The sequence below is a fragment of the Kribbella aluminosa genome (assembly GCF_017876295.1).
Taxonomy (GTDB): domain Bacteria; phylum Actinomycetota; class Actinomycetes; order Propionibacteriales; family Kribbellaceae; genus Kribbella; species Kribbella aluminosa.
The window spans coordinates 4,308,132-4,333,220 of sequence record NZ_JAGINT010000002.1 but is presented as its reverse complement, the minus strand read 5'-3'; the positions used below and the strand labels follow the sequence as shown (position 1 = coordinate 4,333,220).

Annotated in this window: 18 protein-coding genes; 6 read left to right on the top strand and 12 right to left on the bottom strand. The window is 69.6% G+C overall.

The features are described 5' to 3' along the window. Positions 1-67: 67 nt before the first annotated feature. Positions 68-1,267: a thiolase family protein gene (locus tag JOF29_RS41635; RefSeq protein ID WP_209699783.1), complete on the top strand. Its 1,200-nt coding sequence runs from the start codon at positions 68-70 to the stop codon at positions 1,265-1,267. Next, positions 1,264-3,396, top strand: a complete 2,133-nt coding sequence (locus JOF29_RS41630; RefSeq protein ID WP_209699782.1) for a 3-hydroxyacyl-CoA dehydrogenase NAD-binding domain-containing protein — start codon at positions 1,264-1,266, stop codon at positions 3,394-3,396. The genes JOF29_RS41635 and JOF29_RS41630 overlap by 4 nt, the downstream gene beginning before the upstream one ends. 53 nt (positions 3,397-3,449) lie before the next feature. Here JOF29_RS41630 and JOF29_RS41625 read toward each other — a convergent pair whose 3' ends face one another. The 4 genes from JOF29_RS41625 to dxs all read right to left on the bottom strand — a co-directional run bounded on the left by JOF29_RS41625 (position 3,450) and on the right by dxs (position 9,550). Next, a complete protein-coding gene (locus tag JOF29_RS41625; RefSeq protein ID WP_209699781.1) occupies positions 3,450-4,931 on the bottom strand; it encodes an amino acid permease in 1,482 nt (493 codons plus the stop codon). A gap of 87 nt (positions 4,932-5,018) precedes the next feature. After that, the gene (locus JOF29_RS41620; RefSeq protein WP_245359930.1) at positions 5,019-6,320 is read right to left on the bottom strand and encodes a hypothetical protein; all 1,302 of its coding nucleotides are present in this window, start codon (positions 6,318-6,320) and stop codon (positions 5,019-5,021) included. Continuing rightward, positions 6,317-7,654, bottom strand: coding sequence for a hypothetical protein (locus JOF29_RS41615; RefSeq protein ID WP_245359928.1), 1,338 nt, complete (start codon positions 7,652-7,654; stop codon positions 6,317-6,319). The genes JOF29_RS41620 and JOF29_RS41615 overlap by 4 nt, the downstream gene beginning before the upstream one ends. Positions 7,655-7,663: 9 nt before the next feature. Further along, positions 7,664-9,550 carry a 1-deoxy-D-xylulose-5-phosphate synthase gene (gene dxs, locus JOF29_RS41610; protein ID WP_209699780.1) on the bottom strand — a complete coding sequence of 629 codons (1,887 nt, stop codon included), beginning with the start codon at positions 9,548-9,550 and terminating at the stop codon, positions 7,664-7,666. A gap of 108 nt (positions 9,551-9,658) precedes the next feature. On the opposite strand from dxs, the gene JOF29_RS41605 reads away from it, so the two are divergent. Together JOF29_RS41605 and JOF29_RS41600 are read left to right on the top strand one after the other, a co-directional pair. Further along, positions 9,659-10,159 (top strand): ribonuclease FAU-1 family protein, encoded by a 501-nt coding sequence (locus tag JOF29_RS41605; RefSeq protein WP_209700281.1) that lies wholly within the window; start codon positions 9,659-9,661, stop codon positions 10,157-10,159. An 18-nt stretch (positions 10,160-10,177) separates the two neighbouring features. Continuing rightward, a complete protein-coding gene (locus tag JOF29_RS41600) occupies positions 10,178-10,672 on the top strand; it encodes a DUF402 domain-containing protein (protein WP_209699779.1) in 495 nt (164 codons plus the stop codon). Here JOF29_RS41600 and JOF29_RS41595 read toward each other — a convergent pair. Beyond that, positions 10,669-12,183, bottom strand: coding sequence for a CocE/NonD family hydrolase (locus tag JOF29_RS41595; protein ID WP_245359926.1), 1,515 nt, complete (start codon positions 12,181-12,183; stop codon positions 10,669-10,671). The genes JOF29_RS41600 and JOF29_RS41595 overlap by 4 nt on opposite strands. A gap of 132 nt (positions 12,184-12,315) precedes the next feature. On the opposite strand from JOF29_RS41595, the gene JOF29_RS41590 reads away from it, so the two are divergent. Together JOF29_RS41590 and JOF29_RS41585 are read left to right on the top strand one after the other, a co-directional pair. Further along, a complete protein-coding gene (locus JOF29_RS41590; protein ID WP_209699778.1) occupies positions 12,316-14,223 on the top strand; it encodes a Na+/H+ antiporter in 1,908 nt (635 codons plus the stop codon). Positions 14,224-14,227: 4 nt separating this feature from the next. Next, positions 14,228-14,644, top strand: a complete 417-nt coding sequence (locus JOF29_RS41585) for an HIT family protein (RefSeq protein WP_209699777.1) — start codon at positions 14,228-14,230, stop codon at positions 14,642-14,644. Between the two features lie 158 nt (positions 14,645-14,802). Here the strand turns inward: JOF29_RS41585 and JOF29_RS41580 are convergent, their stop codons facing one another. The 7 genes from JOF29_RS41580 to JOF29_RS45070 form a co-directional block, all read right to left on the bottom strand. Further along, a complete protein-coding gene (locus JOF29_RS41580) occupies positions 14,803-15,252 on the bottom strand; it encodes a GNAT family N-acetyltransferase (protein WP_307863973.1) in 450 nt (149 codons plus the stop codon). A 259-nt stretch (positions 15,253-15,511) separates the two neighbouring features. Beyond that, positions 15,512-16,063 (bottom strand): HEAT repeat domain-containing protein, encoded by a 552-nt coding sequence (locus tag JOF29_RS41575; RefSeq protein ID WP_209699776.1) that lies wholly within the window; start codon positions 16,061-16,063, stop codon positions 15,512-15,514. Positions 16,064-16,094: 31 nt separating this feature from the next. Next, entirely contained in the window at positions 16,095-16,325 is a 231-nt protein-coding gene (locus JOF29_RS41570) for a S1 domain-containing protein (RefSeq protein WP_209699775.1), read from the bottom strand. A gap of 2 nt (positions 16,326-16,327) precedes the next feature. Beyond that, complete coding sequence (gene acnA, locus JOF29_RS41565) at positions 16,328-19,102, bottom strand: aconitate hydratase AcnA (protein ID WP_209699774.1); 2,775 nt, start codon at positions 19,100-19,102, stop codon at positions 16,328-16,330. A 147-nt stretch (positions 19,103-19,249) separates the two neighbouring features. Continuing rightward, positions 19,250-20,455 (bottom strand): Fic family protein, encoded by a 1,206-nt coding sequence (locus JOF29_RS41560; protein WP_245359924.1) that lies wholly within the window; start codon positions 20,453-20,455, stop codon positions 19,250-19,252. An 87-nt stretch (positions 20,456-20,542) separates the two neighbouring features. After that, positions 20,543-21,469, bottom strand: coding sequence for an LLM class F420-dependent oxidoreductase (locus tag JOF29_RS41555; RefSeq protein WP_209699773.1), 927 nt, complete (start codon positions 21,467-21,469; stop codon positions 20,543-20,545). 10 nt (positions 21,470-21,479) lie between these two features. After that, positions 21,480-25,088, bottom strand: coding sequence for a hypothetical protein (locus tag JOF29_RS45070; protein ID WP_209699772.1), 3,609 nt, complete (start codon positions 25,086-25,088; stop codon positions 21,480-21,482). Position 25,089 lies beyond the last annotated feature (1 nt).

The window sequence follows — 25,089 nt, the reverse complement described above, 5'->3', positions numbered from 1 at the left end:
GGTTTGGGAGTCTGTTACTCATGGGTAGCATCAGAGTAGCTTTCCCGACCCCCCAAGGAGGGCCCTCGTGCCCCGTGAGATCCGCGATGTCGTGTACGTCGACGGCGTTCGCACCCCGTTCGGCAAGGCCAAGGGCCAGTACGCCGAGACTCGCGCCGACGACCTGGTGATCAAGTGCATCCGGGAGCTGCTGCGGCGGAACCCGGGGCTCCCCCCGGAGCGGGTGGACGAGGTCGCGATCGCGGCCACCACCCAGATCGGCGACCAGGGCCTGACCATCGGCCGGACCGCCGCGCTGCTGGCCGGTCTGCCGAACACCACGCCCGGCTACGCGATCGACCGGATGTGCGCCGGCGCGATGACCGCCGTCACCACCACCGCCGCCGGGATCGCGTTCGGCGCGTACGACGTGGTCGTGGCCGGCGGTGTCGAGCACATGGGCCGGCACCCGATGGGCGAGGGCGTGGACCCGAACCCGCGGATCATCGCCGAGAAGCTGGTCGACACCTCCGCGCTGGTGATGGGCTCCACCGCCGAGAACCTGCACGACCGGTTCCCGGGCATCACCAAGGAGCGCGCCGACGCGTACGCCGTGGCCTCCCAGGAGAAGGCGGCCAAGGCCTACGCGAACGACCTGATCCAGCCGGACCTGGTCCCGATCGCGACCCGTTCCGCGGCCGACGGCTGGGGTTATGCGACCACCGACGAGCCGATGCGGCCGGGGACGACGGCCGAGGACCTGGCCGGGCTGAAGACGCCGTTCCGCCCGCACGGACGGGTGACCGCGGGCAACTCCGCCGGTATCAACGACGGCGCCACCGCCTGCGTGCTGGCTTCCGCCGAGGCGGCCGAGGAGCTCGGGCTGGCGCCGAAGATGAAGCTGGTCTCGTACGCGTTCGCCGGCGTCGAGCCCGAGGTGATGGGCGAGGGCCCGATCCCGGCCACCGAGAAGGCGCTGCGGCTCGCCGGGCTGAGCATCGACGACATCCAGGCGTTCGAGGTGAACGAGGCGTTCGCCGTGCAGGTGCTGGCGTTCCTGGAGCACTACGGCATCGCCGACGACGACCCGCGAGTCAACCCGTACGGCGGCGCGATCGCCTTCGGGCACCCGCTCGCGTCGTCCGGCGTCCGGCTGATGAACCAGCTGGCCAAGCAGTTCGAGCAGCGCCCCGAGGTCCGCTACGGCCTCACCACGATGTGCGTCGGCCTCGGCATGGGCGGGACCGTCATCTGGGAGAACCCGAACTGGGAAGGTGCTTCGGCATGAGCTTGCAGGAACTGATCGACAACGCTTCTGTTCTCTCGACCGACGAGGTAGTAACCGTTGCACGCTCGCGGGACGTCGTACTGCCGAACAAGGCCGGCACGATGGCGCTCATCACGCTCGACAACGGCCACGACCACACCAAGCCGAACACCTTCGGGCCGAAGGGCCTGGGCTCGCTGAACGCCGCGATCGACGCGGCGCTGGCGCGGGACGAGGTCGTCGCGATCGGCGTCACCGGCAAGCCGTTCATCCTGGCCGCGGGCGCGGACCTGACCGGCGTACCGAAGCTGACCGACCGGGAGCAGGCGCTGGCGCTCGGCAAGATCGGGCACGGCGTGCTGCGGAAGCTGGTCGACGGCGGCAAGCCGTCGTTCGCGTTCGTGAACGGCGTCGCGCTCGGCGGCGGGCTCGAGGTCGCGCTGCACGCGACGTACCGGACGGTGTCGGTCGCGGCCGGGATGCTGTCGACGCCGGAGGTCTTCCTCGGGCTGCTCCCCGGCTGGGGCGGCAACTTCCTGCTGCCGAACCTGATCGGCGCGGGCAACGCGGTCAAGGTCGTCGTCGAGAACGCCCTGAACCAGAACAAGATGCTCGGCGGGCCGGAGGCCGTGAAGCTCGGCATCGGCGACGTACTGCTGGAGTCGGCGGACTTCCTCGAGCAGTCGCTGCTGTGGGCGTCGAAGGTCCTGACCGGGGAGATCACGGTCGAGCGGGCGGAGATCGACCGTGGCGAGGCGTGGGACGCTGCCGTTGCCCGGGGCAAGGGATTTGCCGACGTCAAGGTGAGCGGCGCGGCGCCCGCGCCGTACCGGGCTCTCGAGCTGATCGCGGCCGCCAAGGACAACGATCGCGACCGTGGGTTCGCGGCCGAGGACGAGGCGCTCGCGGACCTCATCATGAGCGAGGAGCTGCGCAGCGGGCTGTACGCGTTCGACCTGGTGAACAAGCGGGCCAAGCGGCCGGCCGGTGCGCCGGACAAGTCGCTGGCGCGTCCGGTCAACAAGGTCGGCGTCGTCGGTGCGGGCCTGATGGCCGGTCAGCTGGCGCTGCTGTTCGCGCGCCGGCTCGAGGTACCCGTCGTATTGACGGACCTCGATCAGGAGCGCGTCGACCGTGGCGTCGGGTACGTGCACGGTGAGATCGACAAGCTGCTCGCGAAGGGCCGGGTCCGCCCGGACAAGGCGAACCAGCTGAAGGCGCTCGTCACCGGGTCGGTCGACAAGGGCGCGTTCGCGGACGCGGACTTCGTGATCGAGGCCGTGTTCGAGGAGCTGCAGCTGAAGAAGACGATCTTCGCCGACCTGGAGAAGATCGTCCGGCCGGACGCGATCCTGGCGACCAACACGTCGTCGTTGCCGGTGACCGAGATGGCCGCGGACCTGGAGCACCCGGAGCGGGTCGTCGGGTTCCACTTCTTCAACCCGGTCGCGGTGCTCCCGCTGCTGGAGATCGTCCGCGCGGACCGGACCGACGACGAGTCGCTGGCGACGGCGTTCGCGGTCGGCAAGTTGCTGAAGAAGTCGTGCGTGCTGGTGAAGGACGCTCCGGCGTTCGTGGTGAACCGGCTGCTGACGCGTTTCCTCGGTGAGGTCAGCGCCGCGGTGGACGAGGGTACGCCGATCCTCGAAGCCGACAAGGCACTATCGGCGCTCGGCCTCCCGATGCCGCCGTTCGTCCTGCTGCAGCTGGTCGGCCTGCCGGTCGCGCTGCACGTCGCGGAGACGATGAACCGGGCCTACCCGGAGCGATACGCCGTGTCCGGGAACCTGGCGAAGGTGGTTGCCGCCGGCAAGAGTTCGTTCTACGTCTGGCCGGAGGGCAAGCCGGTCGTCGACCCGGAGGTCGAGGCCCTGGTGACGGTCGGCGACAAGCCGTCGACCGGCGACGAGCTCCGCACCCGCGTGCTGACCGCCCTCGCCGAGGAAATCAAGATCATGCTCGACGAGGGTGTGGTCGCGGAGGCGCAGGACATCGACCTGTGCCTGCTGCTCGGCGCCGGCTGGCCGTTCCACCTGGGCGGCATCACGCCGTACCTGGACCGCACCGGCATCTCGGAGAAGGTCAACGGCGCGCCCTTCCTCCCGGAGGGACTGGCTAGCCTGCCCAAGGGCGTCGCCAGTCTCGCCTAGTACCGCTGGGGGTCGGTGCGGCGCCGGAAGCCCGCTCCGGCCCCCAGCAGCTCTCAGGCCTTCTGTACCTCGCCGGTCTTCTGCTCCAGGCCGACGCGGCTCTTGCGGTAGCCGTAGAGCGCGTAGATGACGAACCCGAGCACCATCCAGACCAGGAACCGGATCCAGGTCTCGATCGACAGGTTCAGCATCAGGTAGACGCAGATCACCGCCGCCACGATCGGGATCACCGGGTTGCCCGGCACCGTGAACGACCGCTTGATGTCCGGCCGGCTCCTGCGCAGCAACGGTACGGCGATCGACACGAGCGTGAACGCGGCCAGCGTGCCGATGTTCACCATCTCCTCGAGCTTCCCGATCGGCGTGACACCGGCGACGATCGCGACCACGACACCGATGCTGATCGTCAGGCGGTACGGCGTACCCCACTTCGGGTGCGTCTTGCCCAGCTGCTTCGGCATCAGGTGGTCCCGGCTCATCGCGAACACGACGCGGGCCGCACCGATCATCAGCGTCAGTACGACCGTGGTCAGACCGGCGACCGCACCGGCCGAGATCAGCGTCGCGAAGCCGCCCTGGCCGACCGACTTGAACGCCTCCGCGAGCGCGGCCTCGCCACTGATGTCGCTGTACTTCACCATGCCCGTGATCACGATGCAGACCAGCACGTACAGCACCGTGCAGATCGCCAGCGAGCCGATGATGCCGCGCGGCAGATCCCGCTGCGGGTTCTTCGCCTCCTCGGCCGTGGTCGCGACCACGTCGAACCCGATGAACGCGAAGAACACCAGCGACGCGCCGGACACCAGGCCCATGATCCCGAAGGTCGACGGGGTGAAGCCGAACAGTGCCTGGAACAGCGGCGTGGTGATCGTGACGTCACCGTTCGCGGCCGGAACGCTCGGCGGGACGAACGGCGTCAGGTTCGAGCCCTTGATGTAGAACAGGCCGGCGATGATCACGAACAGCACCACGAACAGCTTGATCGCGACCAGGACCAGGTTGACCCGCATCGACTCCTTGATGCCGATCGTCGCCAGTGTCGCCAGCACCAGGACCAGCAGCATCGCCAGCACGTTCACATGACTGTTCGGCCCGATCGACGACGGCCAGCCCAACCCGATCTGATCGAGGAACAGGGCCGCGTACGTCGACCAGCCCTGCGCCACGACGCTTGCCCCGAGCATCAACTCGAGCAGCAGGTCCCAGCCGATGATCCAGGCGAAGATCTCGCCGAGCGAGAAGTACGAGAACGTGTACGCCGAACCGGACACCGGCACGGTCGACGAGAACTCGGCGTAGCACAACGCGGCCAGGCCACAGCAGATCGCGGCCAGGACGAAGGACAGTGCGATCCCCGGACCGGCGTACAGCTTGGCCGCGCGGCCGGTCAGGGTGAAGATGCCGGCACCGATGATGACACCGATGCCGAAGACGGTCAGGTCGATCGCTGTGAGGCGTTTCTTGAGCTGGTACTCCGGCTCGTCCGTGTCGGCGATCGACTGCTCGATCGTCTTCTTCCGCACAAGACTCATCTGCGCCTCCTCGACTGTGTCTTCGCAAAGACAGGGACGGATCCCTACGAGGTTGCCTCGTCTGACAGCGCGAGGTCAAACCGCCACTCAGCGTTGTGGCCGGTATGTTGTCAGCGCGGTCCACAGCGTCGCCTCGGTCAGTCCGGTGCGGGCCAGCAGGATGCGGTCGCGGGACGCCTGGTCGATTCCGTTCCGGGCCATGTCCTCGTACAGCTCTTCGACCTTGCCGAGACCGATCCGGTGGACGAGGTACCGGACGGCCAGCCAGCTCACGCCGTACACGTCCGTGGTGTTCTGGTAGAAGCCGTTGTCGCCGGGCAGCGAGGACAGCTGCGGTACGGCGGTGTCTGCGACCTCCTGCTCCCACTTGAGTACCTCGGCCGGCCCGCTGATCGCCTCGATCCCCCGCCAGGACACGTATTCCGCCGCGCCTTCGGCCAGCCACAGTGGCTCGTACCCGCCGAGCGCCGCGGTCACCACGTGGGTGATCTCGTGCGACAGCAGGATCTCGTCGACGTGGTCGCGCTGGTTCGGGTTGATCACGATGTAGCCGCCGGCGACCGTACCGTCGGCGGTGTCCTGACCGGGCAGCGACGAGAACGTCGACCCGGTACTGGCCGCGGACTCGATGTCCTCGTCGGCGAACCGGGCGTCGCGGACGTCGGTCTGGTCGAGCGCGATCACCAGCACCGACCCGTTCCAGGTCAGCGGCCAGTACGCCGTCACCTCGGCGAGGCCCTCGTTCGCGGCCCGGACGATCGCGCGGCCACGCACCGTGTCACCCTTCTCGACGAGCACCATCACCCGCGGCGCGCGCTGCACCTCGATCCGGCCGAGGTCCCACGCCTCGCGGTGCGCGCCCGGGCCGAGGTCGGGGTCGAGCTCGTTGTCCGCGGTCAGCAGCCAATGGCCGTCGCGAGCGACGAACGTGTAGCCGAGCTCGGTCGTCACCGGCGTGAAGTCGACCTTGGGGATCTGGTACCGCATCAGGACCCGGACCAGGTACGTCGTCCGCCCGTGGGCCTTGAGCAGCGCCGGGTTGAAGCGTTCCTCGGCCTGGCTGTAGCCGATCTCGGTGAAGCCGATCTCCATCAGGTTCGCGAACAGGGTCTTCTGCGCGGCGACGAGCTTCTTGTTCAGCGGATCGACGTCGGCCAGGAACTGCTGCTCGTCGCCGGTCTGCACGGCACCGGCACGGCGTACCAGGATGGTGTCGATCGCGACCCGGCGAGCCGCGACGGCAGCGGCGATCCGGGACGGCTTCGTCGTCCGCGCCGGGGTCGGCGCGGACGCGCGCGCCCGGAGGTCCTGCTCGCGTTGTTCAACGGTGTAGACGACGCCGCCGGAGACCAGGAGCACCGCCAGCAGCAGACCCGGCCACCGCCTCATGCTGCTGCGGCTGCTTTCAGGGCACGGAAGAGTCCGGCCTCCGTCATTCCGAGGTGTTCGAGCATGATCCGGTCGCGGTCCTTCTGCGTGACGCCGAGCGAGGCGAGCTCACGGTACAGCGTGCCCACCTCGGTCCCGCCGAACCGCGTGAACAGGTAGTCGAGCGCCAGCCAGGACAGCGGGTACGAGCTGACCGCCTGGTCGAAGAACGTCGCGTCCGCGGGCAGCGCCGTCGCCTTCGCGAGGTACTTCGTCCGGACGTCCAGCCGGTACTGGCCGATCGCCAGGTCCTTCTGCCCGGGCATGTTCAGGAACTCGATGTACGTCGCGGCGCCCTCGACCAGCCAGCGCGGCGCGTACGGCCCGTACGGCGCGGTCGCGACGTGGGTGAACTCGTGGGCGAGGATCCGGGTGTCGACCTTGCCGCGGTTGTTCGGGTTCACCACGACGTACGAGTCGGCCCGCTCCCCCTCGCCGGTGACCTCGCCGGGCAGCGTGCGGTACACGAAGGTCGCCATCGCGAGGGCGTCCTCGGCGTTCTTCGGCTGTGAGTAGTCGGCGCCGCGGACCACCTTGTCGTCGAGCGCGACCACGACGCCCGAGCCGTTCCAGCCGCCCGGCCAGTTCTTCGAGACCGCCTGTACCGCGTTCTGCGACATCGTGACGAACCTGTTCGCGAGCGCGTCCTGGCCCTGCTCGACGACCACGAGCACCCGCGGCGCGCGCTTCACCAGCACCAGCCCGAAGTCCCAGGCCTCCTCGTGCGAGCCGCGCGGCAGGCGCTTGTCGAGATCGGAGTCGGACACCAGCAGCCAGCTCCCGTTCGCCCGCCGGCTGAACGTGTACCCGAGCATCGCGCGCACCGGCACCAGGTCGATGCCGCGGAGCTGGTACTCCATCGCGACCGCGACCAGGTACGTCGACGGACCGTACTTCTGCGCGATCGTGTCGTCGTACTGCTGGGCGAGCTGCTGGTAGGCGAGCTTGGCGAAACCGAACTGGCGAAGGTTCGCGAACAGCGTGCGCTGCCGGGCGACGAGCTTGGTGTCCGTGGGGTCGACGTCCGCGACGAACTCCTGCTCGTTCCCGGTCAGCACCGCCTGCGAACGGCGCTGCAGCACCTTGGTGACGGCCGCGGACCGGGCCGCCAGGTCGACGGCCGGCGTACTCGGGCCGGTGCCGACCGCGTCGTCCGCGTGCTGGCTCGAGTGGTGCAGGTACAACCCGCCGCCGACGGCGGCCGCGACCAGGGCCAGCGACAGCAGGATCGGCCAGACGCGTGATCGCCGGCGGACGGCGGCGTGCCTGCTGTGTCGCCCTCCCCCGTCAGCCATGGCGCCTGGCTAAGCCTTCCGGCCGCCGGCCCGGTCCGGCTCGCCGAGAGCGGCGTCGACGTGCTGCGTGAGCTGCTCGGTGATCTCCCGAGCGACCTCCTGCCCGGTCAGGCCGATCTCCTGCAGTACGGCGGCGCGCTTGGCGTGCTCGAGGAACACCTGCGGGACGCCGAAGTCGCGGAACGGCGTCCGGACGCCGCCGTCGCGCAGCGCCTGCGCGATCATCGCGCCGCACCCGCCGGCCCGGCCGTTGTCCTCGATCGTGACCACCAGCTTGAAGTCCGCGGCCAGCTCGACGAGCTCCGGGGCGACCGGCTTCACCCAGCGCGGGTCGACCACGGTGACACCGAAGCCGTGCGCCTCGAGCCGCTGCGCGACGTCCATCGCGGTCGCCGCCATCGCGCCGATCCCCACCAGCAGGACGTCCCGGCCGGAACGCCTCAGTACGTCGACGGACCCGACACGGTCGATCTGCTCGATGTCCGCGAACACCTCGCCCTTCGCGAACCGCAGCGCGGTCGGGGCGTCGTCCACGTCGATCGCCTCGTTCAGCAGTTCCTGCACGCGCTTGCCGTCCCGCGGCGCCGCGAGCCGCAGGCCCGGGACGAGTTGCAGCAGCGACATGTCGTACACGCCGTTGTGGGTGGGGCCGTCGTCGCCGGTGACGCCCGCACGGTCGATGACGAACGTGACGCCGCACTTGTGCAGCGCGACGTCCATCATCACCTGGTCGAAGGCCCGGTTCACGAACGTCGAGTAGAGCGCGACGACCGGATGCAGCCCACCCAGGGCGAGTCCGGCGGCGCTCGTCACCGCGTGCTGCTCGGCGATACCGACGTCGAAGGTCCGGCCCGGGAACTCGTCGGCGAACGGCGCGAGACCCGTCGGGTGCAGCATCGCCGCGGTGATCGCGACCACGTCGGGGCGCCGGTGGCCGATCTTCACCAGCTCGTCGGAGAACACGTCGGTCCAGCCGCGCGGCTTGTTCGCCGGGCGGACCTGGTGCAGGTTGTCCTCCTCGTCCTGCTCGGCGGGCGGGTAGCCGAAGCCCTTCTTGGTGACCGCGTGCACGATCACCGGGCCGCCGAAGGACTTCGCGTTCCGCAGCGCGTCCTCGAGCGCCTGCCGGTCGTGGCCGTCCACCGGGCCGACGTACTTCAGGCCGAGGTCCTCGAACATGCCCTGCGGGGCGAGCATGTCCTTCAGGCCCTTCTTGACGCCGTGCAGCACCTCGTACATCGGCGGGCCGACGTACGGCGTCCGGCCGAGGTTCTTCTTGATCAGGTCGAGGATCTTCTCGTACCGCGGGTTGGTGCGCAGGCTGGTCAGGTGGGTCGCGAGGCCGCCGACGGTCGGGCTGTACGAGCGGCCGTTGTCGTTCACGATGATGACCAGGTTCAGGTCCTTGGCGGCGGCGATGTTGTTCAGCGCCTCCCAGGCCATGCCGCCGGTCAGCGCGCCGTCGCCGATCACCGCGACGACGTGCCGGTCCTCACCGCGCAGCCGGTACGCCTTCGCGAGGCCGTCGGCGTACGACAGAGCGGTCGAGGCGTGGCAGTTCTCGACGATGTCGTGCTCGGACTCTGCCTGGCTCGGGTACCCGGACAGGCCGCCCTGCTGACGGAGCGTGCCGAAGTCCTTCGCGCGGCCGGTGACCAGCTTGTGCACGTACGCCTGGTGGCCGATGTCGAACACCAGCCGGTCCCGAGGGGAGTCGAAGACCCGGTGCATGGCCAGTGTGATCTCGACCATGCCGAGGTTCGGGCCGAGGTGGCCGCCGGTGCGGGTCACGGTCTCGACCAGCACGTCGCGGATCTCGGTCGCCAGATCGGTCAGCTGCTGATCCGTCAGCTTCTTGAGGTCTTCCGGACCCTCCACCGTCTCCAGCACGCGCATCGAGCTCCTCCCGCAGGTAGTCCTCGAATGCTCTCACATTCCAGGACGCCGGCCAGGTGTGGCTGGTTCGAAGGTGTGCTGCGTCTCACTTAGGGTGATCAGGTGGAGATGGTGAGGACGTTGTTCCGGAAGTACGACGGGCAGCCGCACCGCCTGGTCGAGGCGATCCGGCTCGGCGAGGACGAGCACGGGCTGTGGGTCGGCTCGCTCCCGGGCAGCCAGGGCCAGCGCGCCGACGGCAGCTGGAAGTCCATCGACCACCACCGCGTCCGGCTGTTCCCGCGCGGGCAGTGGTGGAGCGCGCTGTTCAACGACGTACCGCACCAGACGGCGATCTACTGCGACATCACGATGCCGCCGGAGTTCGGCGTCGACTCGGTCACCGCGGTCGACCTCGACCTCGACATCCGCCTGCTCCGCGACGGCACCGTGCACGTCATGGACGAGGACGAGTTCCACGAACACCAGATCCGCTACAACTACCCGCCCCAGGTGATCGCCACCGCCCGCGCCGTCTGCGACCACCTGGCCGCCACCATCACCACCGCCGAGCCCTTCACGACCGCCTACAAGCCGTACCTGGAGCAGATCCGCTCGCTGACGCCCTGAGCCGGTAGGTTGACGCTCATGCGTGATGTCCGGGTGGTGTACCGCAAGTACGACGAGAAGCTGCATTGGCATCAGTGGATGCGGTTTCTCGGTGAGGACGAGTACGGGGTGTGGCTGGGGGCGCCGGCCGGGTCGGTGTCGCAGCGCGGGTCCGAGCCCGAGGTGACGCAGGAGCAGGCGCATGTGCAGCTGTTCCCGCGGGACAAGTGGTTCACCGCGATCTTCAACGACGCGCCGCGGCACACCGAGATCTACGCCGACATCACGACACCGGTCGAGTTCTCGGACGACGTGGTGACGATGATCGACCTCGACCTGGACGTGATCAAGCGCCGCGACGGCACCGTCTTCGTCGACGACGAGGACGAGTTCGCCGAGCACCAGGTGCAGTACTCGTACCCGCCGGACGTGATCGCCACCGCGCAGCAGACCTGCGACTGGCTCGTCCAGGCCGTCGCCACCGAGGAGCCGTTCCTGACCGTCTACAAGACGCACCTCGACAAGATCCGCTAGCGCACCTGGTGCACGCTCAGTGTGCCGTTCTTGAGCAGCATCAGGCCCGGGAGCGGGCCGCGCTGGCCGGCGTACATGTCGGCGACCGGCGCCACGGTCAGGTAGAGGTTCTGGCCCTTGGGGACGTCGACGGCGATCGCGGGGAGCTCGAACGTACGCCGGACGCCGTGCGCCGCGCGTTGTTCCCGCAGGGGCATCGTGTTGTTCTGGACGACCCTCGCGGTGAGCGGGTTCGTGCCGACGCTCAGCGCGAAGTACGCCGCCGACTGCGGGATGATCGTGTAGACGTTCGCGGTCACGGTCGGCGTACCGGCGATCGTGATCGGGCCCTTCGCGATCGGCAGGTTGACCGGTAGCCCGGCGCCGGTCGGTACGACGATCTTGCCGAGCGGGTAGCGCTTGTTCGGCGTCAGGCTCCGTTGCGTGAGGCAACGACCGACGGCGGTGGACAGGTGGTACGTACCGAACCCGCTCAGGCCTTCCGACTTGTGCAGCAGCTTCTCCTCCATGAAGCGGATCGAGAGGCTGGAGAAGTTCGGCGAGCCGAGCGCGATCGAGCACGGGTCACCGGGCGTCGCGTACCCCGGCGGTACGACGGCCGGCAGCGTGTGACCGCCGTTGTACCCGACGAAGATCGACCGCGCCCGGGCCCGCGCCGTCAGCGCGTGGTCGAAGTTCGTCAGGCCCTGGTTGAGGTTGAACAGGTTGTCGGAGATCCCCTGGCCGAACAGCACCGGGATGTCGAGCTTGCGCCCCTGCGACACGTGCCACGCCGGACCGTTGTGCGCGAAGAACGCTGTGAGGTCCCGCCCCGCCTGCCCGCTCGGCCACCCTCCGGTCGCGATCAGCGCGACGAACGCCTTCGACACGGCCGGCGGCAGGTGGGTCCCGCCGCCCGCGAACAGGATCGACAGCCACATCGTCCGGGCCGCCTCCTGCGGCGCCAGGCTCTGCTTGAGGTCCCACCAGGTGATCTCCGGCGCCAGCGCGTCGAACCGGGTCGCGCCGCGGTCCCGCAGCTCGGTGAAGGCCCCGGCGAACTGGTACCCGCCGCCGTACGAGCCGCCGATCGCGCCGATCAGTGGATCGCCGGGCCGTTGCTTCGTCACCCAGTCCAGGCCCGCGACCAGGTCGACGAGCTTGACCACGTCGCGGCCTTCGTAGTCCGGGTTCATCACGTGCGCGACGCCGGTGCTCTGCCCGAAGCTCCGCTGGTCGAAGCTCAGTACGCCGAACCCGGCGTCCAGCCACGCCTTGAACGCGGCCGGGTCCGTCGTACGGCTGCCGCCCCAGCCGTGGCTGTGGAAGATCAGCGGCACGGTGTGCTGCGTCGTCGCTGTGGCCGGCTTGAAGAGCGTGTAACAGATCTTCACGGGCGTCGTCGTCCCGGGCTCCGGCACCGACTCGACGCATCCGTTGGTCACGGCTGGGTCAGCTGCCCGGGCCGGGACCACCGGCGACAGCAACAGAGCGACCACACCGACCAGGGCAAGCACGCGACGACGCATCATCAGTCACTCCCAGTGATCAACGGATCCCGCTTCGCACACGCTAGAGGACCTGCCGCACGATGACCAGATCCCGCACTCAGCCTTCGGCGAACCGATAGCCGGAAACCGCGCCCCCGCTGCGACACTGTGCCCGTGCATATCGCGATCGAGGTCGTGGCCCTCGTCGCCGTCGTCGCGGCCGGCGCCGCGCTGGCGCGACGGATCGGCATCTCGGCTCCCCTGCTGCTGGTGGTCGTCGGGATCGCGGCGTCGTACCTTCCGTTCATCCCGCGCGTCGAGCTCCAGCCCGAGGTCGTCCTGGTCGGCTTCCTGCCGCCGCTGCTGTACTCCGCGGCGATCAAGACCAGCCTGGTCGACTTCTCCAAGCACCGGCGGTCGATCGGGCTGCTGTCGGTCGGCCTGGTCGCGTTCACCGCGCTCGGCGTCGGCGTCGTCACCTGGTGGCTGCTCGGCCGGGTCGCGGCCTCGATCGGTCAGCAGCCGCTGCCGTTCTGGGCCGCGTTCGCGATCGGCGCGGTGGTCGCGCCGCCGGACGCGGTCGCCGCCACCGCGATCGCCAAACGCGTCGGCCTGCCGCGCCGGATCGTCACGATCCTCGAGGGCGAGAGCCTGCTGAACGACGCGACCGCGCTGGTCTGCCTGCGGACGGCGATCACGGCCGCCGTGGTCGCCCCGACCGTGCTGCACGTCGGGCTGGACTTCCTGCGCGCGGCCGGTGGCGGCGTACTCGTCGGCATCGTCGTCACGTTCGTACTGGCGAAGATCCGCCGCCGGTTCGCCGATCCGGTGCTGGACACCACGCTCAGTCTGACCGCGCCGTTCGTCGCCTACATCGCCGCCGAGAACCACTACGTGCACGCGTCCGGCGTACTGGCCGTCGTCGTCACCGGGCTGCTGCTCGGTCACAAGGCGCCGATCATCCAGTCGGCCAAGTCGCGGATGTCGGAGCGGACCAACTGGCGCACGTTCCAGTTCCTGCTGGAGAACACGGTCTTCCTGCTGATCGGTCTGCAGACCCGGTGGATCCTCGACGACCTGACGGCGAGCCCGTTGCCGACCTGGCTGATCGCGACCACGACCGTCGCGGTGTTCCTTGCGGTCGTGCTGCTGCGGCCGATCTGGGTGATCCCGACGACGCTACTGTCCCGCCGGTACCTCGGGCCGTCGCGTCCCGGGCCGGTGTCCCGGCGCGCGCTGATCGTGGTGTCCTGGGCCGGGATGCGCGGCGTGGTCACGCTGGCGGCCGTCTTCACGCTGCCGCCTTCGACGCCGCACCGCGAGGTGCTCGTGTTCATCGCGCTCGCCGTCACCGCGGGCACGCTGCTCGTCCAGGGCTCGACCCTCCCCTGGCTGGTACGCCGGTTGCGGCTGCCCGGCCCGGACCCGGCGGAGGACGCGCTGCAGGAGGCCGCCGTACTGCAGGGAGCTCACCGCGCCGCGATCGCCAAGCTCGACGAACTCACGCAGCCGTCCGATCCGCCGGCCGTTCTCGACGTACTGCGCCAGCGTGGTGAGGCCCGGGCGCAGGCGGCCTGGGAGCGGCTCGGGCGGCCGGAGAGTGAGTACGAGACGCCGAGCGAGGCGTACCGGCGGCTGCGGATCGCGATGCTCGGGGCCGAACGTTCGCACATCCTCAAGGTCCGTGACGCCGGGCTGGTCGCGGACGAGGTGCTGCAGCGGGCGCAGAGCGCGCTGGACATCGAGGAGTCGATCCTGGACCGCGACGAGGACGACGACGTCGGCGGGCGCTCCGAGGACCTGCGGCCGAAGGTGCCGCCGGGCGGGGCGTGTTCGCACCTCGAGGAGGCGCCGCTGGTGGTCACGCCGAACACGCCGGACGGTTGCGAGGAGTGCCTGGCGACCGGCGGTTCGTGGGTACACCTGCGGCTGTGTCTCGGCTGCGGGCACGTCGGGTGCTGCGACTCGTCGGTGATGAAGCACGCCAGCAAGCACCACGACTCGACCACGCACCCGGTGATGCGCAGCTTCGAACCGGGCGAAACCTGGCGCTGGTGCTTCGTGGACGAGAAGCTAGGTTGACGGCATGGCCGACTGTCTCTTCTGTTCCATCATCGCCGGTACGACGCCGGCGCAGCTCGTCCTGGACACGGCGGACGTCGTCGGGTTCCTGGACATCCGGCCGGTGTTCAAGGGCCACACCCTGATCGTGCCGCGCGCTCATGTGCCGACGATGGTCGAGATGTCCGACGAGGTGATGGTGCCGCTGTTCGGGGCTGCTCGCTCGGTGGCCGCCGCGGTCCGGACCGCGTTCGACGCGCAGGGGTCGTTCGTTGCCGTGAACAACGTTGTGTCGCAGTCGGTGCCGCATCTGCACGTGCACGTCGTACCGCGCACCAAGGGCGACGGGTTGCGTGGCTTCTTCTGGCCGCGGACGAAGTACGCCGACACGGCCGAGGCCGAGGAGTACGCCGGGAAGCTACGCGCTGCGCTTGGTGACTGACCGGCCAGCCGACTCGCGGCTGACTGGCGTGCAAGCCGCCCGCGCCGTGAACCGGGGGCTTGAACACCTACTGGGGGCGCTGCACACGAAATAGCCTGTGCGAACACACCAGTTCCTGTGCAAGGCACCAGCTTCTGCTCGCTCGCCGCGGGGAGCGGTCAGACGGTGGCTCGTTCGTACTCGACCTGCGGGAGCGGGTTTCCGTCGCCGAAGTCTCTCGTCTGGGTGGCGCCGGTTTCGGTGAAGCCGCGCTTCGTGTAGAAGCGGCGGGACTGCGGGGTGTCACGCAGCGTCCAGAGGTGGACGCGTTCGGCGTCCAACTGCCGGAGCGTGGCGTCCATCAGGGCGGCCGACACACCACTTCCCCAGCCGTCGGGGTGCGTGTAGAAGCTGTAGATCTCCGCGTACCCGGGCCGAGTCTCCGACGGCAAGGTCCACGACATCGCAAGCGCGCGCTCACCGACAAAGCCGAGCATCACCAGCCCGTCACCCGCCGCAAGCCGTTCATGCCATCTGCCCAGCCGACTCTCGATCCCCTCCCGCGCAACCTCCTCGGAAAAGAGAGGCGCATACGCCGCACCCCACGACGCCGCATGAATCTCCCCCACGACCGCACCATCATCGGACATAGCCGGCCGCGCCGAGATCACCCCACCCGTCCCGCCGCCCGCAACAGGACCGGACGCGGCGGTCGGACCGGGAACGCCGGCCGGCCCACCGGCGGTCGCTGGACCGGAGGTGGTGGCGGGACCGGGAACGCCGACCGGGCCACCGGCGGCCGCTGGACCGGACGTGGCGGTCGGACCGGCAACGCCCTCCCGGTCACCGGCAGCGGCTGGACCGGAGGTGGTGGTGGGGTTGGGGCGGTTAGTGGACGGGTCGGTCAAGTCGGTCCTCCAGTTTTGTGAGGGCGCGTTCGACGGCAGCGCGGACGGTATGGTCGGGGTCGTTGGCCAGCGGGCGGATCGCGTCGGCATGTTCGTACTCGCCCGCCGCCCCGACCGCGCGCACGGCCGCCTCGCGGACCCGGGGTAGCTCATGCTCGAGGTCCGGCAGCAGAGCGTCCACGAGCTGCCCGAGCTCGCGCTGGGCGGCGATGCGCGCGACGTGCTCCCGGACCCGCCACGCCGGATCCCGCGCCGCGACCTGCAACGCTTCGACCACGTCGTCCCGCCACACGTACAGGAACACCCGCGCGGCCCACACCCGGATCCAGTAGTAGTTCACCGGATCCACCGGCGTCTTCCACCCACCCGGATTGTCCGAGCCCGTGATCGCTACCAGCTTCGGCAGCGCAGCGCCGTACGCCTCCTTGCCGGAGATCTCCCCCGTCAGGAACGCGACACACCAGTCGATCACGACGTCCTCGCCGAACTCGGCGCAGGCAGCGCGGACCACATCGCGGGGCGTGTCCCTCATGGCCTCAGTAAACCGTGAGGCTCCGACAGTTCTAGAGAGCCTTGGCCCACTCGGCGCGGTAGGCGTAGCCGTCCTGGTCGGCCGCCTCCCACCGGACGCGCACCGAGCCGCCCGGCGGCAGCGAGCGGAACCCCTCGGCCTCGATCACCGAGAAGTGGGTCCAGCAGCCGCCGGGAGTGCTGGGGCAGTCCACGACGCCCCAGCCCTGGTCGTCGTGCCAGAACCGCACGACGCCGTCGTCGGTTCCGGTACGACGCGTCATGCTCAGCTCGCGATCAGCGAGCGCAGTACGTACTGCAGGATGCCGCCGTTGCGGTAGTAGTCGGCCTCGCCGGGGGTGTCGATCCGGACGACCGCGTCGAACTCCTGCACCGCGCCGTCGGGCGAGGTCGCCTTGACATGCACAGTGCGCGGGATGTCGCCGTCGTTCAGCGCGGTCACACCGGTGATGTCGAACGTCTCCTCGCCGGTCAGGCCGAGGGACTCCGCGTTCTCCCCCTCCGGGTACTGCAGCGGCAGCACGCCCATGCCGATCAGGTTCGACCGGTGGATGCGCTCGAAGGACTCGGTGATGACGGCCTTCGCGCCGAGCAGCGCCGTCCCCTTGGCGGCCCAGTCCCGCGACGAACCCGAGCCGTACTCCTTGCCGGCCAGGATCACCAGCGGGGTGTTCTGCGCGGCGTACGCCTGGGCGGCCTCGTAGATGCTCGTCACCGGCGCGTCGGACTGCGTGAAGTCGCGGGTGAAGCCGCCCTCGGTGCCCGGCGCGATCTGGTTCCGGAGCCGGATGTTCGCGAACGTACCGCGGATCATCACCTCGTGGTTGCCGCGGCGGGAACCGTACGAGTTGAAGTCCTTCCGGTCCACCCCGTGCTCGGCCAGGTACGTGCCGGCCGGGCTGTCGGCCTTGATCGAACCGGCCGGCGAGATGTGGTCGGTGGTGACCGAGTCGCCGAGCTTCGCCAGCACGCGGGCCCCGGCGATGTCGGTGACCGGCGACGGGTCCTTCGCCATCCCGTCGAAGTACGGAGGCTTCCGGACGTACGTCGACTCGCTGTCCCACGCGAAGGTCTTGCCCTCCGGCGTCGGCAGCGACTGCCAGCGCTCGTCACCGGCGAACACGTCGGCGTAGTCCTTGGCGAACATCTCCTTGTTGATCGAGGTCGCGATGGTCGCCTCGACCTCGTCCGCGCTCGGCCAGATGTCCTTCAGGAACACCTCGTTGCCGTCGGTGTCCTTGCCCAGGGCATCGTTCTCGAAGTCGAAGTCCATGGTGCCGGCCAGCGCGTACGCGATCACCAGCGGCGGCGAGGCGAGGTAGTTCATCTTCACGTCCGGGTTGATCCGGCCCTCGAAGTTCCGGTTGCCGGACAGCACACTCACGACGGCGAGGTCGGCTTCCTGGACACCGGCCGAGATCGCCTCGGGCAGCGGGCCGGAGTTGCCGATGCACGTCGTACAGCCGTAGCCGACGAGGTGGAAGCCGAGCTTCTCCAGGTACGGCGTGACGCCGGCCTTCTCGTAGTAGTCGGTGACGACCTTCGAACCCGGCGCGAGCGAGGTCTTGACCCACGGCTTGGACGCCAGGCCCTTGCCGACCGCGTTCTTCGCGAGCAGCGCGGCGGCCATCATCACCGACGGGTTCGAGGTGTTGGTGCAGGAGGTGATGCTGGCGATCACGACGTGGCCGTGGTCCAGCTCGATCTCCTGGCCCTCCAGCGTGACCTTGGTCTTCTTCGACGGGCGGTCGCTCGCGGCCACGACCTGATGCGGGTTGTCGTCCGGGTGACCGTGGCCGTTCGGCGCGTCGCTGGCCGGGAAGCTCCCGGTCTCCGACGGGTCGACGTCCTTCTCCTCGGCCGCGTAGTCCGGCAGCACGCCGCGGAACGACTCCTTGGCCCTGCTCAGCTCGATCCGGTCCTGCGGACGCTTCGGGCCGGCGATCGACGGGACCACCGTCGACAGGTCGAGCTCGAGGTACTCCGAGAAGCGCGGCTCGATGTCAGGGTTGTGCCACAGGCCCTGCTCCTTGGCGTACGCCTCGACGAGCGCGACCTCGTCGTCGCCGCGACCGGTCAGCCGCAGGTACTCCAGCGTCACGTCGTCGATCGGGAAGATCGCGCAGGTCGAGCCGAACTCCGGGCTCATGTTGCCGATCGTGGCGCGGTTCGCCAGCGGGACCGCCGCGACGCCGTCGCCGTAGAACTCGACGAACTTGCCGACCACGCCGTGCTTGCGCAGCATCTGGGTGATCGTCAGCACCACGTCGGTCGCGGTCGCGCCGGCCGGGACGGACCCGGTCAGCCTGAAGCCGACCACCTTCGGGATCAGCATGCTGACCGGCTGGCCGAGCATCGCGGCCTCGGCCTCGATACCGCCGACGCCCCAGCCGAGCACGCCGAGGCCGTTCACCATCGTGGTGTGGCTGTCGGTGCCGACGCAGGTGTCCGGGTACGCCTGGCCGTTGCGGACCATCACCGTACGGGCCAGGTGCTCGATGTTCACCTGGTGCACGATGCCGGTGCCCGGCGGGACGACCTTGAACTCGTCGAACGCGGTCTGCCCCCAGCGCAGGAACTGGTAGCGCTCGCGGTTCCGCCCGTACTCGAACTCGACGTTGCGCTCGAACGCGTCCGGCGTACCGAACACGTCGATGATCACCGAGTGGTCGATGACCAGCTCGGCCGGCGCCAGCGGGTTGATCCGGGTCGGGTCCCCGCCCAGCTCACCGACCGCCTCGCGCATCGTGGCCAGGTCGACCACGCACGGCACACCGGTGAAGTCCTGCATGATCACCCGCGCCGGGGTGAACTGGATCTCGGTGTCCGGGGCCGCGTTCTGGTCCCAGTTGCCGAGCTTGCCGATGTGCTCGGCGGTGATGTTCGCGCCGTCCTCGGTGCGCAGCAGGTTCTCCAGCAGGATCTTCAGCGAGTACGGCAGTGTGTCCGCACCCTCGATGCCCGCCAACCTGAAGATCTCGTACGACTGCCCGTTGACCTCGAGTGCCCCCTTGGCACCGAAGCTGTCGACGCTCGCCATCAACCTGCTCCTCTGTCCAGTCCGTATTCGCTGCGGGTCCGCTACCGCCATCCTGCCCAGCGAGTTGAGCGGGGCCGAGGTCAGGTTCCCCTAACCTCCCACCACAAACTCTCTCGACATCAAGATACACGACATCGAGCCAACTTTTCAGTGCGCGGCGGCCTCGATCCTGACCGCCAGATCCGCCAGCTCGTCCAGAAGCTCCACCGCACCCCACACCTGATTCCTCGTCCGCGCCGTCAGTGGCCGGATCACCCCGGCCGCGTGCAGTCGCTCAATTCCGGCGTACACACTGCTCGTCGCACCACCGATCGCGTCCTCCGCCTCGCTCGCCGAGAAGATCGGTGCCCCGATCAGCCGGTCGAGCAGGCGATCCGCCGCGCTACCCCGCCGTGCCGCCACCTCACGTCGCCAGCGGGGCTGCATTCCGGCGATCCGCGACGCCGACACCTGCGCCTCGCGCGCCGCGATCACAGAGGCCGTGGTGAACGACCGCACGATCGGCTCGATCCGGCCCTCGCGGTACTCCCCGAGTACGTCGAAGTATTCGGCCCGGCGTGCCACCAACGCCGACGCCAGCGGAACGACGACCCGCCGGGTCGCCCCGCGGCGTCGCAGAACGGTGTTGATCAGGGCGCGCCCGATGCGCCCGTTCCCATCGGTGAACGGATGGATCGACTCGAACTGGGCATGGACGATCGCGGCCTGCGTCAGCACCGGCAGATCGGTGCGGTTCGCGAACGTCACCAGATCTGCCATGTACTCCACCACCGTCTCCGGCGCCGGCGGCACGTAGACGGCGTTCCGGGGCGAGTAGTCACTGCCACCGATCCAGTTCTGCAAATCGCGGAACCGGCCGGCGTACGCACTCTCCGACGGGTCGTCGAGCATCAGCGCCAGATGCGCCATCAGGATCATCGATACCTCGAGCTCCGCCCCTGCGCCCACCGAGCCGATGAGGGCAGCCAGCGCGGCGGTCGAGGCCGCCATCGATGTCGCCGACGGATTCGACTTGACGCCGTGCAAGGCCCGGGCATAGTCGTCCACCGAGGCGTCGATGTGCTCGATCTTCGAAGAGGCGACCGACTCGGTGCGCAGCAGTAGCGTTTCGAGAGCTGCGAGCTCTGCGCCGTGCGAGTGATCCAGCGCCGCGATCTCGAGTACACAGGCCTCCATCGAGGCGAGCAACTGCCCATCGAACCGCGGTTGACGGCGCGCGATCAGCGGCGGACGCATAATCGTGACCTCGGTCAGCATGCGGTCGGCCGCCGTGCCGCCGCGGGCGCGCTGGCGCCACTGGCGGACCTCCGGCATGTGAGGTGGCCAAGCCCACTCTGCTTGCTCAGACTCCATCGACGCTCCTCGAAGTCGGACCATCTATTCGATATTCCGACTTGAGGAGCATAACTCAGACTTGATACAGATAATTCCGACTTGGCCTCAGGAAACCTGTGGAAGCACCTCGGCTGCGATCAGGTCGAGGTGGTCGAGGTCGTGGAGGTCCATGATCTGGACGTACTGGCGGTCCGAGCCGACGGCGGCGTACTGGCCGAGGCGGTCCACCACCTGGGCCGGCGTACCGGCGATGTCCTTCTCGGGGTGCGGCTCGCGGCCGATGGCGGCGGCGCGCCGCTTCACCTCGGCGTCGTCCTTGCCGACGATCACCGTGTGGGCGGTGGACAGCGCGAGCGTCTTCGGGTCCCGGCCGGCTTCGTCGCAGGCCGCTCGGACGCGCTTGAAGAGGGTGGCGGTCTCCTCGACGGTGCGGAAGCCGGCGTTGAACTCCGCGGCGTACTTCGCCGCCAGCGCGGGCGTCCGCTTCTTGCCCGCGCCGCCGATGATGATCGGCGGATGCGGCTGCTGCACCGGCTTCGGCAGCGCCGGCGAGTCGGTGATCCGGTAGTGCTCGCCCTGGAACTCGTACTTCTCCCCCACTGGCGTGTCCCACAGCCCGGTGATCAGCTCGAGCTGCTCGGTCAGGAGGTCGAAGCGCCCGGGGGTGTCCGGGAAGTCCAGCCCGTACGCCTTGTGCTCGGCCTCGTACCAGCCGGCGCCGAGCCCGAGCTCGGCGCGCCCGCCGCTCATCTGGTCGACCTGCGCGACCGAGATCGCGAGCACACCCGGGTTCCGGAACGTGGCGGAGCTGACCAGCGTGCCGAGCTTGATCCGCTGCGTCTCGCGGGCCAGCCCCGCGAGCGTGATCCACGAGTCGGACGGCCCCGGAAGACCGTCGCCGTCGCCCATCACGAGATAGTGGTCGGAACGGAAGAACGCGTCGAACCCGTTCTCCTCCGTCTTGCGCGCGACGGCGAGAAGGTCGTCGTACGACGCGCCCTGCTGAGGTTCGGTGAAGATCCTGAGAAGCATGGTGCCAACGCTATCTCGCGCGGGTGTACAGCTTCTCCAGGTACGACGGTTGCCATTGCGGGCCGCGGTCGTACAACCGGCGTACCAGCCCGTCCACGTCGAGCCGCTCCTCGACCGGGTTGTCCCACCAGTCCGGCACCTGGTCGTACCACCGATCGATCCGCAGCGTCCGCCCCGCCGCGTCGATCCGCGCGAACAACCACCCGCCCTGCTCGCCCCGCGCCTCGGACAACCACAAGTCAGCCAGCAGCCCGCTGAGCCGGTCGGCAGCAAACTCCGGATCCGCGGCCTCCGGCGGCTCCAGATCGAACCGGTACGACGGGGCGTTCGGATCGAGCACCTGCACCTGAATCGTGAACCCCGACGGCACAACCGCTGTCCGAGCCCGGCACCAGGCCCGCAACGCCTGCACCGCCTCCGACTCCCCCGGCCGCGGCCGGGGTCGCTCCACCTCAGCCCGCATGGCCGCCTCCAGAGACCCCACCTCCGGCACAACCCGAGGCCCCCCACCCCCGATCAGCCCCAGCCCAGGCACCACCAGCGGAACGGCCGCCCCAGGCCGGTTCGGATCGTTCAGCGGCACATACCCGGCCGGATCGTTGAGCGGCGCATACCCGGCCGGATCGTTGAGCGGCGCATACCTGTCCGGATCGTTGAGCGGCGCATACCCATCCACCTCGGCACCCGTCGCATGCCCGTTCAGCTCGCGCCCGCCACCCGCCTGCTCGCCGCCATCCCCAGGCGACCACCGCGCCGCATACCCCTCACGCAGAGCGTCGTACTCGACCGGCCCAGGCTCAGCGTCGTACCCGGGCGCTCCAGGCCCAGCGTCGTACCCAGGCGCCCCAGGCGCGTCGCCGTACCCGACACCGTCACCCACACCGGTCGCGTCATCACCCACCACGGGCATCGACCCGGTAGGCGTCTCATCCTCCGAGTCCCCCGCCACCCCATCCAACCCAGCCCACCGACCCGCCCCCCGAGCGTCCTCCCGACCCGCAACCTCCCACCCCGAACCGCCGTACGGCGTGCTCTCCGCGGCCGACGCCGGCTCCACCTCGGGCTGAGGCTCCGGAAGGGGCTCGGGCTGCGGGTACAGCTCCGGCAGGGATTCGAGCTCCGGTTGCGGAGCGGGATCTGGTTCAGTCTCTGGGAACGGCTCCGGCTCCGGCTCGGGCTCAGGCTCCGGGAACGGCCCTGGCTCCGGCTCGGGCTCAGGCTCCGGGAACGGCCCTGGCTCGGGCTCCGGCTCCGGGAACGGCCCCGGCTCGGGGTCTGGCCCGGGCACAGGCTCAGGCCCCGGGATGGGCTCTGGTCCCGGCACGGGTGCGGGTCCCGGCACCGGACTCGGGCCCGGCCCAGGAATCGGCCCAGGAATCGGCCCAGGAATCGGCTCAGGACTTGGCCCAGGCGTCGGGCCCGGTGCAGGCGTCGGCTCCGGTCCGGGGGTCGGACCGGGTACGGGCGGGGTGGGCTCGGGCCAAGGGGCCGGGTGTGGCTCCGGCTGCGGCCAAGGCCCGGGGCGAGGCTGCGGCCACGGCTGCGGCTGCGGCTGAGGGTAAGGCTCTACCTGACCTTCAACCCCATACCGATGCTCCTGATCGCCACCGGCACCATCCGGTACGACGGCAGCATCGGCTGCATACGAGTCGACCTGAACGTCCGACACATCGCCGACCGACACAGCGAGTACGGCAGGAATCTCCGCAGTCTGATCCTCAGGATCCAGCTCCCCGCCGGCCGGACCTGGCGTGGACGGCTGCCCGCCGACGTACGGCCCGCTCGCAGGCTGCTGCCGGACGCTGCCCGGTACGTCGCTCGCCCGATCGTGGCCACCCGCGAAGTGCTCAGCAGACTCGCTGGGCCGAGGCGCTGACCCAACCGCCGGGAGCTGCTCCGGGGGTACGTCGTCCGCAGGAGCGAACGGGGACGGTCCTGTAAACGAGGCGAGATCCTCTTCACCGGCGTCCGCAGGTTCCCCGTCGAGGACTGCCGCGATCTCGGCGGTCGGCGCGTCGTCGTCCTCGAGGTCCGCCCGCTGCGCGACCCCAAGGCCGTCCGAGTCAGCCGCCGCCCCGCTCGCAAACGCCGAGCCAGCAACTGCAACTGCACCCGCCCCCGGCGCGAACGGAGAGCCGGTGGGGGCCTCGTCCTCGGACGCGGCACGGTCCAGCGACGAACCGGGCCGGCTTGCGGCGGGAGGGGGTGCTGGTGTGAATGGGGACCCGGTCGGCGCCTCAGCTGCGGGGTCGGTAGGTGCCAACGGCGACGGAATGCCGGGCAGCGCGGACGGGGAGCCGGCAGGTGAGTCGTTCCGAGGGTTGGTGGATGCCGGTGGGACGAACGGTGCGGCGGGTTCGTGGTCAGTGGGTGAGTTTTCGACCCATTCGCCGTCGACCCAGCGGGGGCCTGTCCACTCGGGAGCGGGGGTGTCTTCGGTGAAGGGCGTGTAGGCGCTGGTGGCTTCCTGGTCGGGCCAGGACGGCTGTTCGGTGGTTTCCCAGTCCTGGTCGGGAGCGGGAGTGGCGGCAGCGGGGGCGTCGGCGAAGAGGCTGTTGTAGAAGTCGTCGCCTTCGTACTGGCCGCCGCCTACCCGAGGAGGCTCGGACGACGGAAGCGTGTAGCCCGGTGCCGGCGACGTGTGGCGGATCGGGAGGCCGGAGCTGGGCGTGTCGTCAGGGATGTACGTCCCCGGAGCCGCCGGGTCGTACTGCGGCGCGGCCGGCGGCACGGCAGACCCTGGATCGGGCTCCGAGTCGTACTTGCGGCGCCGGAGCCAGCCCTGCTTCTTCGCCGATACCTCCTCAGCCGACCCGCCAGGCGAAGCAGGGAGCGGTTGCCCGGTGAAGGGGCTGATGCCAGGCGGCACGACGTACGACTCCTCGTCGTCCACCAGCGGGTTGTCTCCGGTCACGAGGGGTTCAACGACCGAGACCTCGGCTGTGTCAGGGCCTGCGGGGAAACTTGCCGGTTCTGCAAAGTTCCGGGTGAAGTCCTCCGCCGCGACGACCCCGGACGGCAGGTCAGGCTGCAGCGGAGATCGCGGATCGATCGCGAAATGCCCGAAGAACGCCCCCAAGGCATCCGCGGACACCCCGGCACCACGAGCGGCCTGGACCAGCACGACCCCGGACGGCCGGAGCTCGTCGAGCCCGCCGAGGTAGTCGGCCCACTCGGCGACCCACTCGATCATCTCGTCGGCGGCGGCCTCGTCGGACGTGATCCACTGCCCGATCGGCGCGAACCCGTCGTCGACCGGCTGCCACGGATCGCCGGGGTACGACGCCCGCGCCCAGGTCGCGTTGAACGCGCCGTACACGAACCCGAGCTCGCCTGCGGTCTGCCGCTGCCGCACCTCCGGCTGCCCGATCCAGTCCGGCGAACCGGCGAGCAGGTCCTCGCCGGCCGTCTGGCTGTGCTGGGTGTGGAATCCCCACAGCACCGCCCGTCCGTCCGCGAGCCTGGTCATCCGCAGCACGGACGCGGTCTCGTCCTGGTGGTGGTATCCGTCGGCGTCGGCGTACCAGCGCCGGTCGAAGCCCGTGGCATGGGCGACCGCGGCGAGTGCGGTCCAGCGGGCGCGCAACTCCTCCGGGTCGTCCAGGTCAACGAGCGGCATC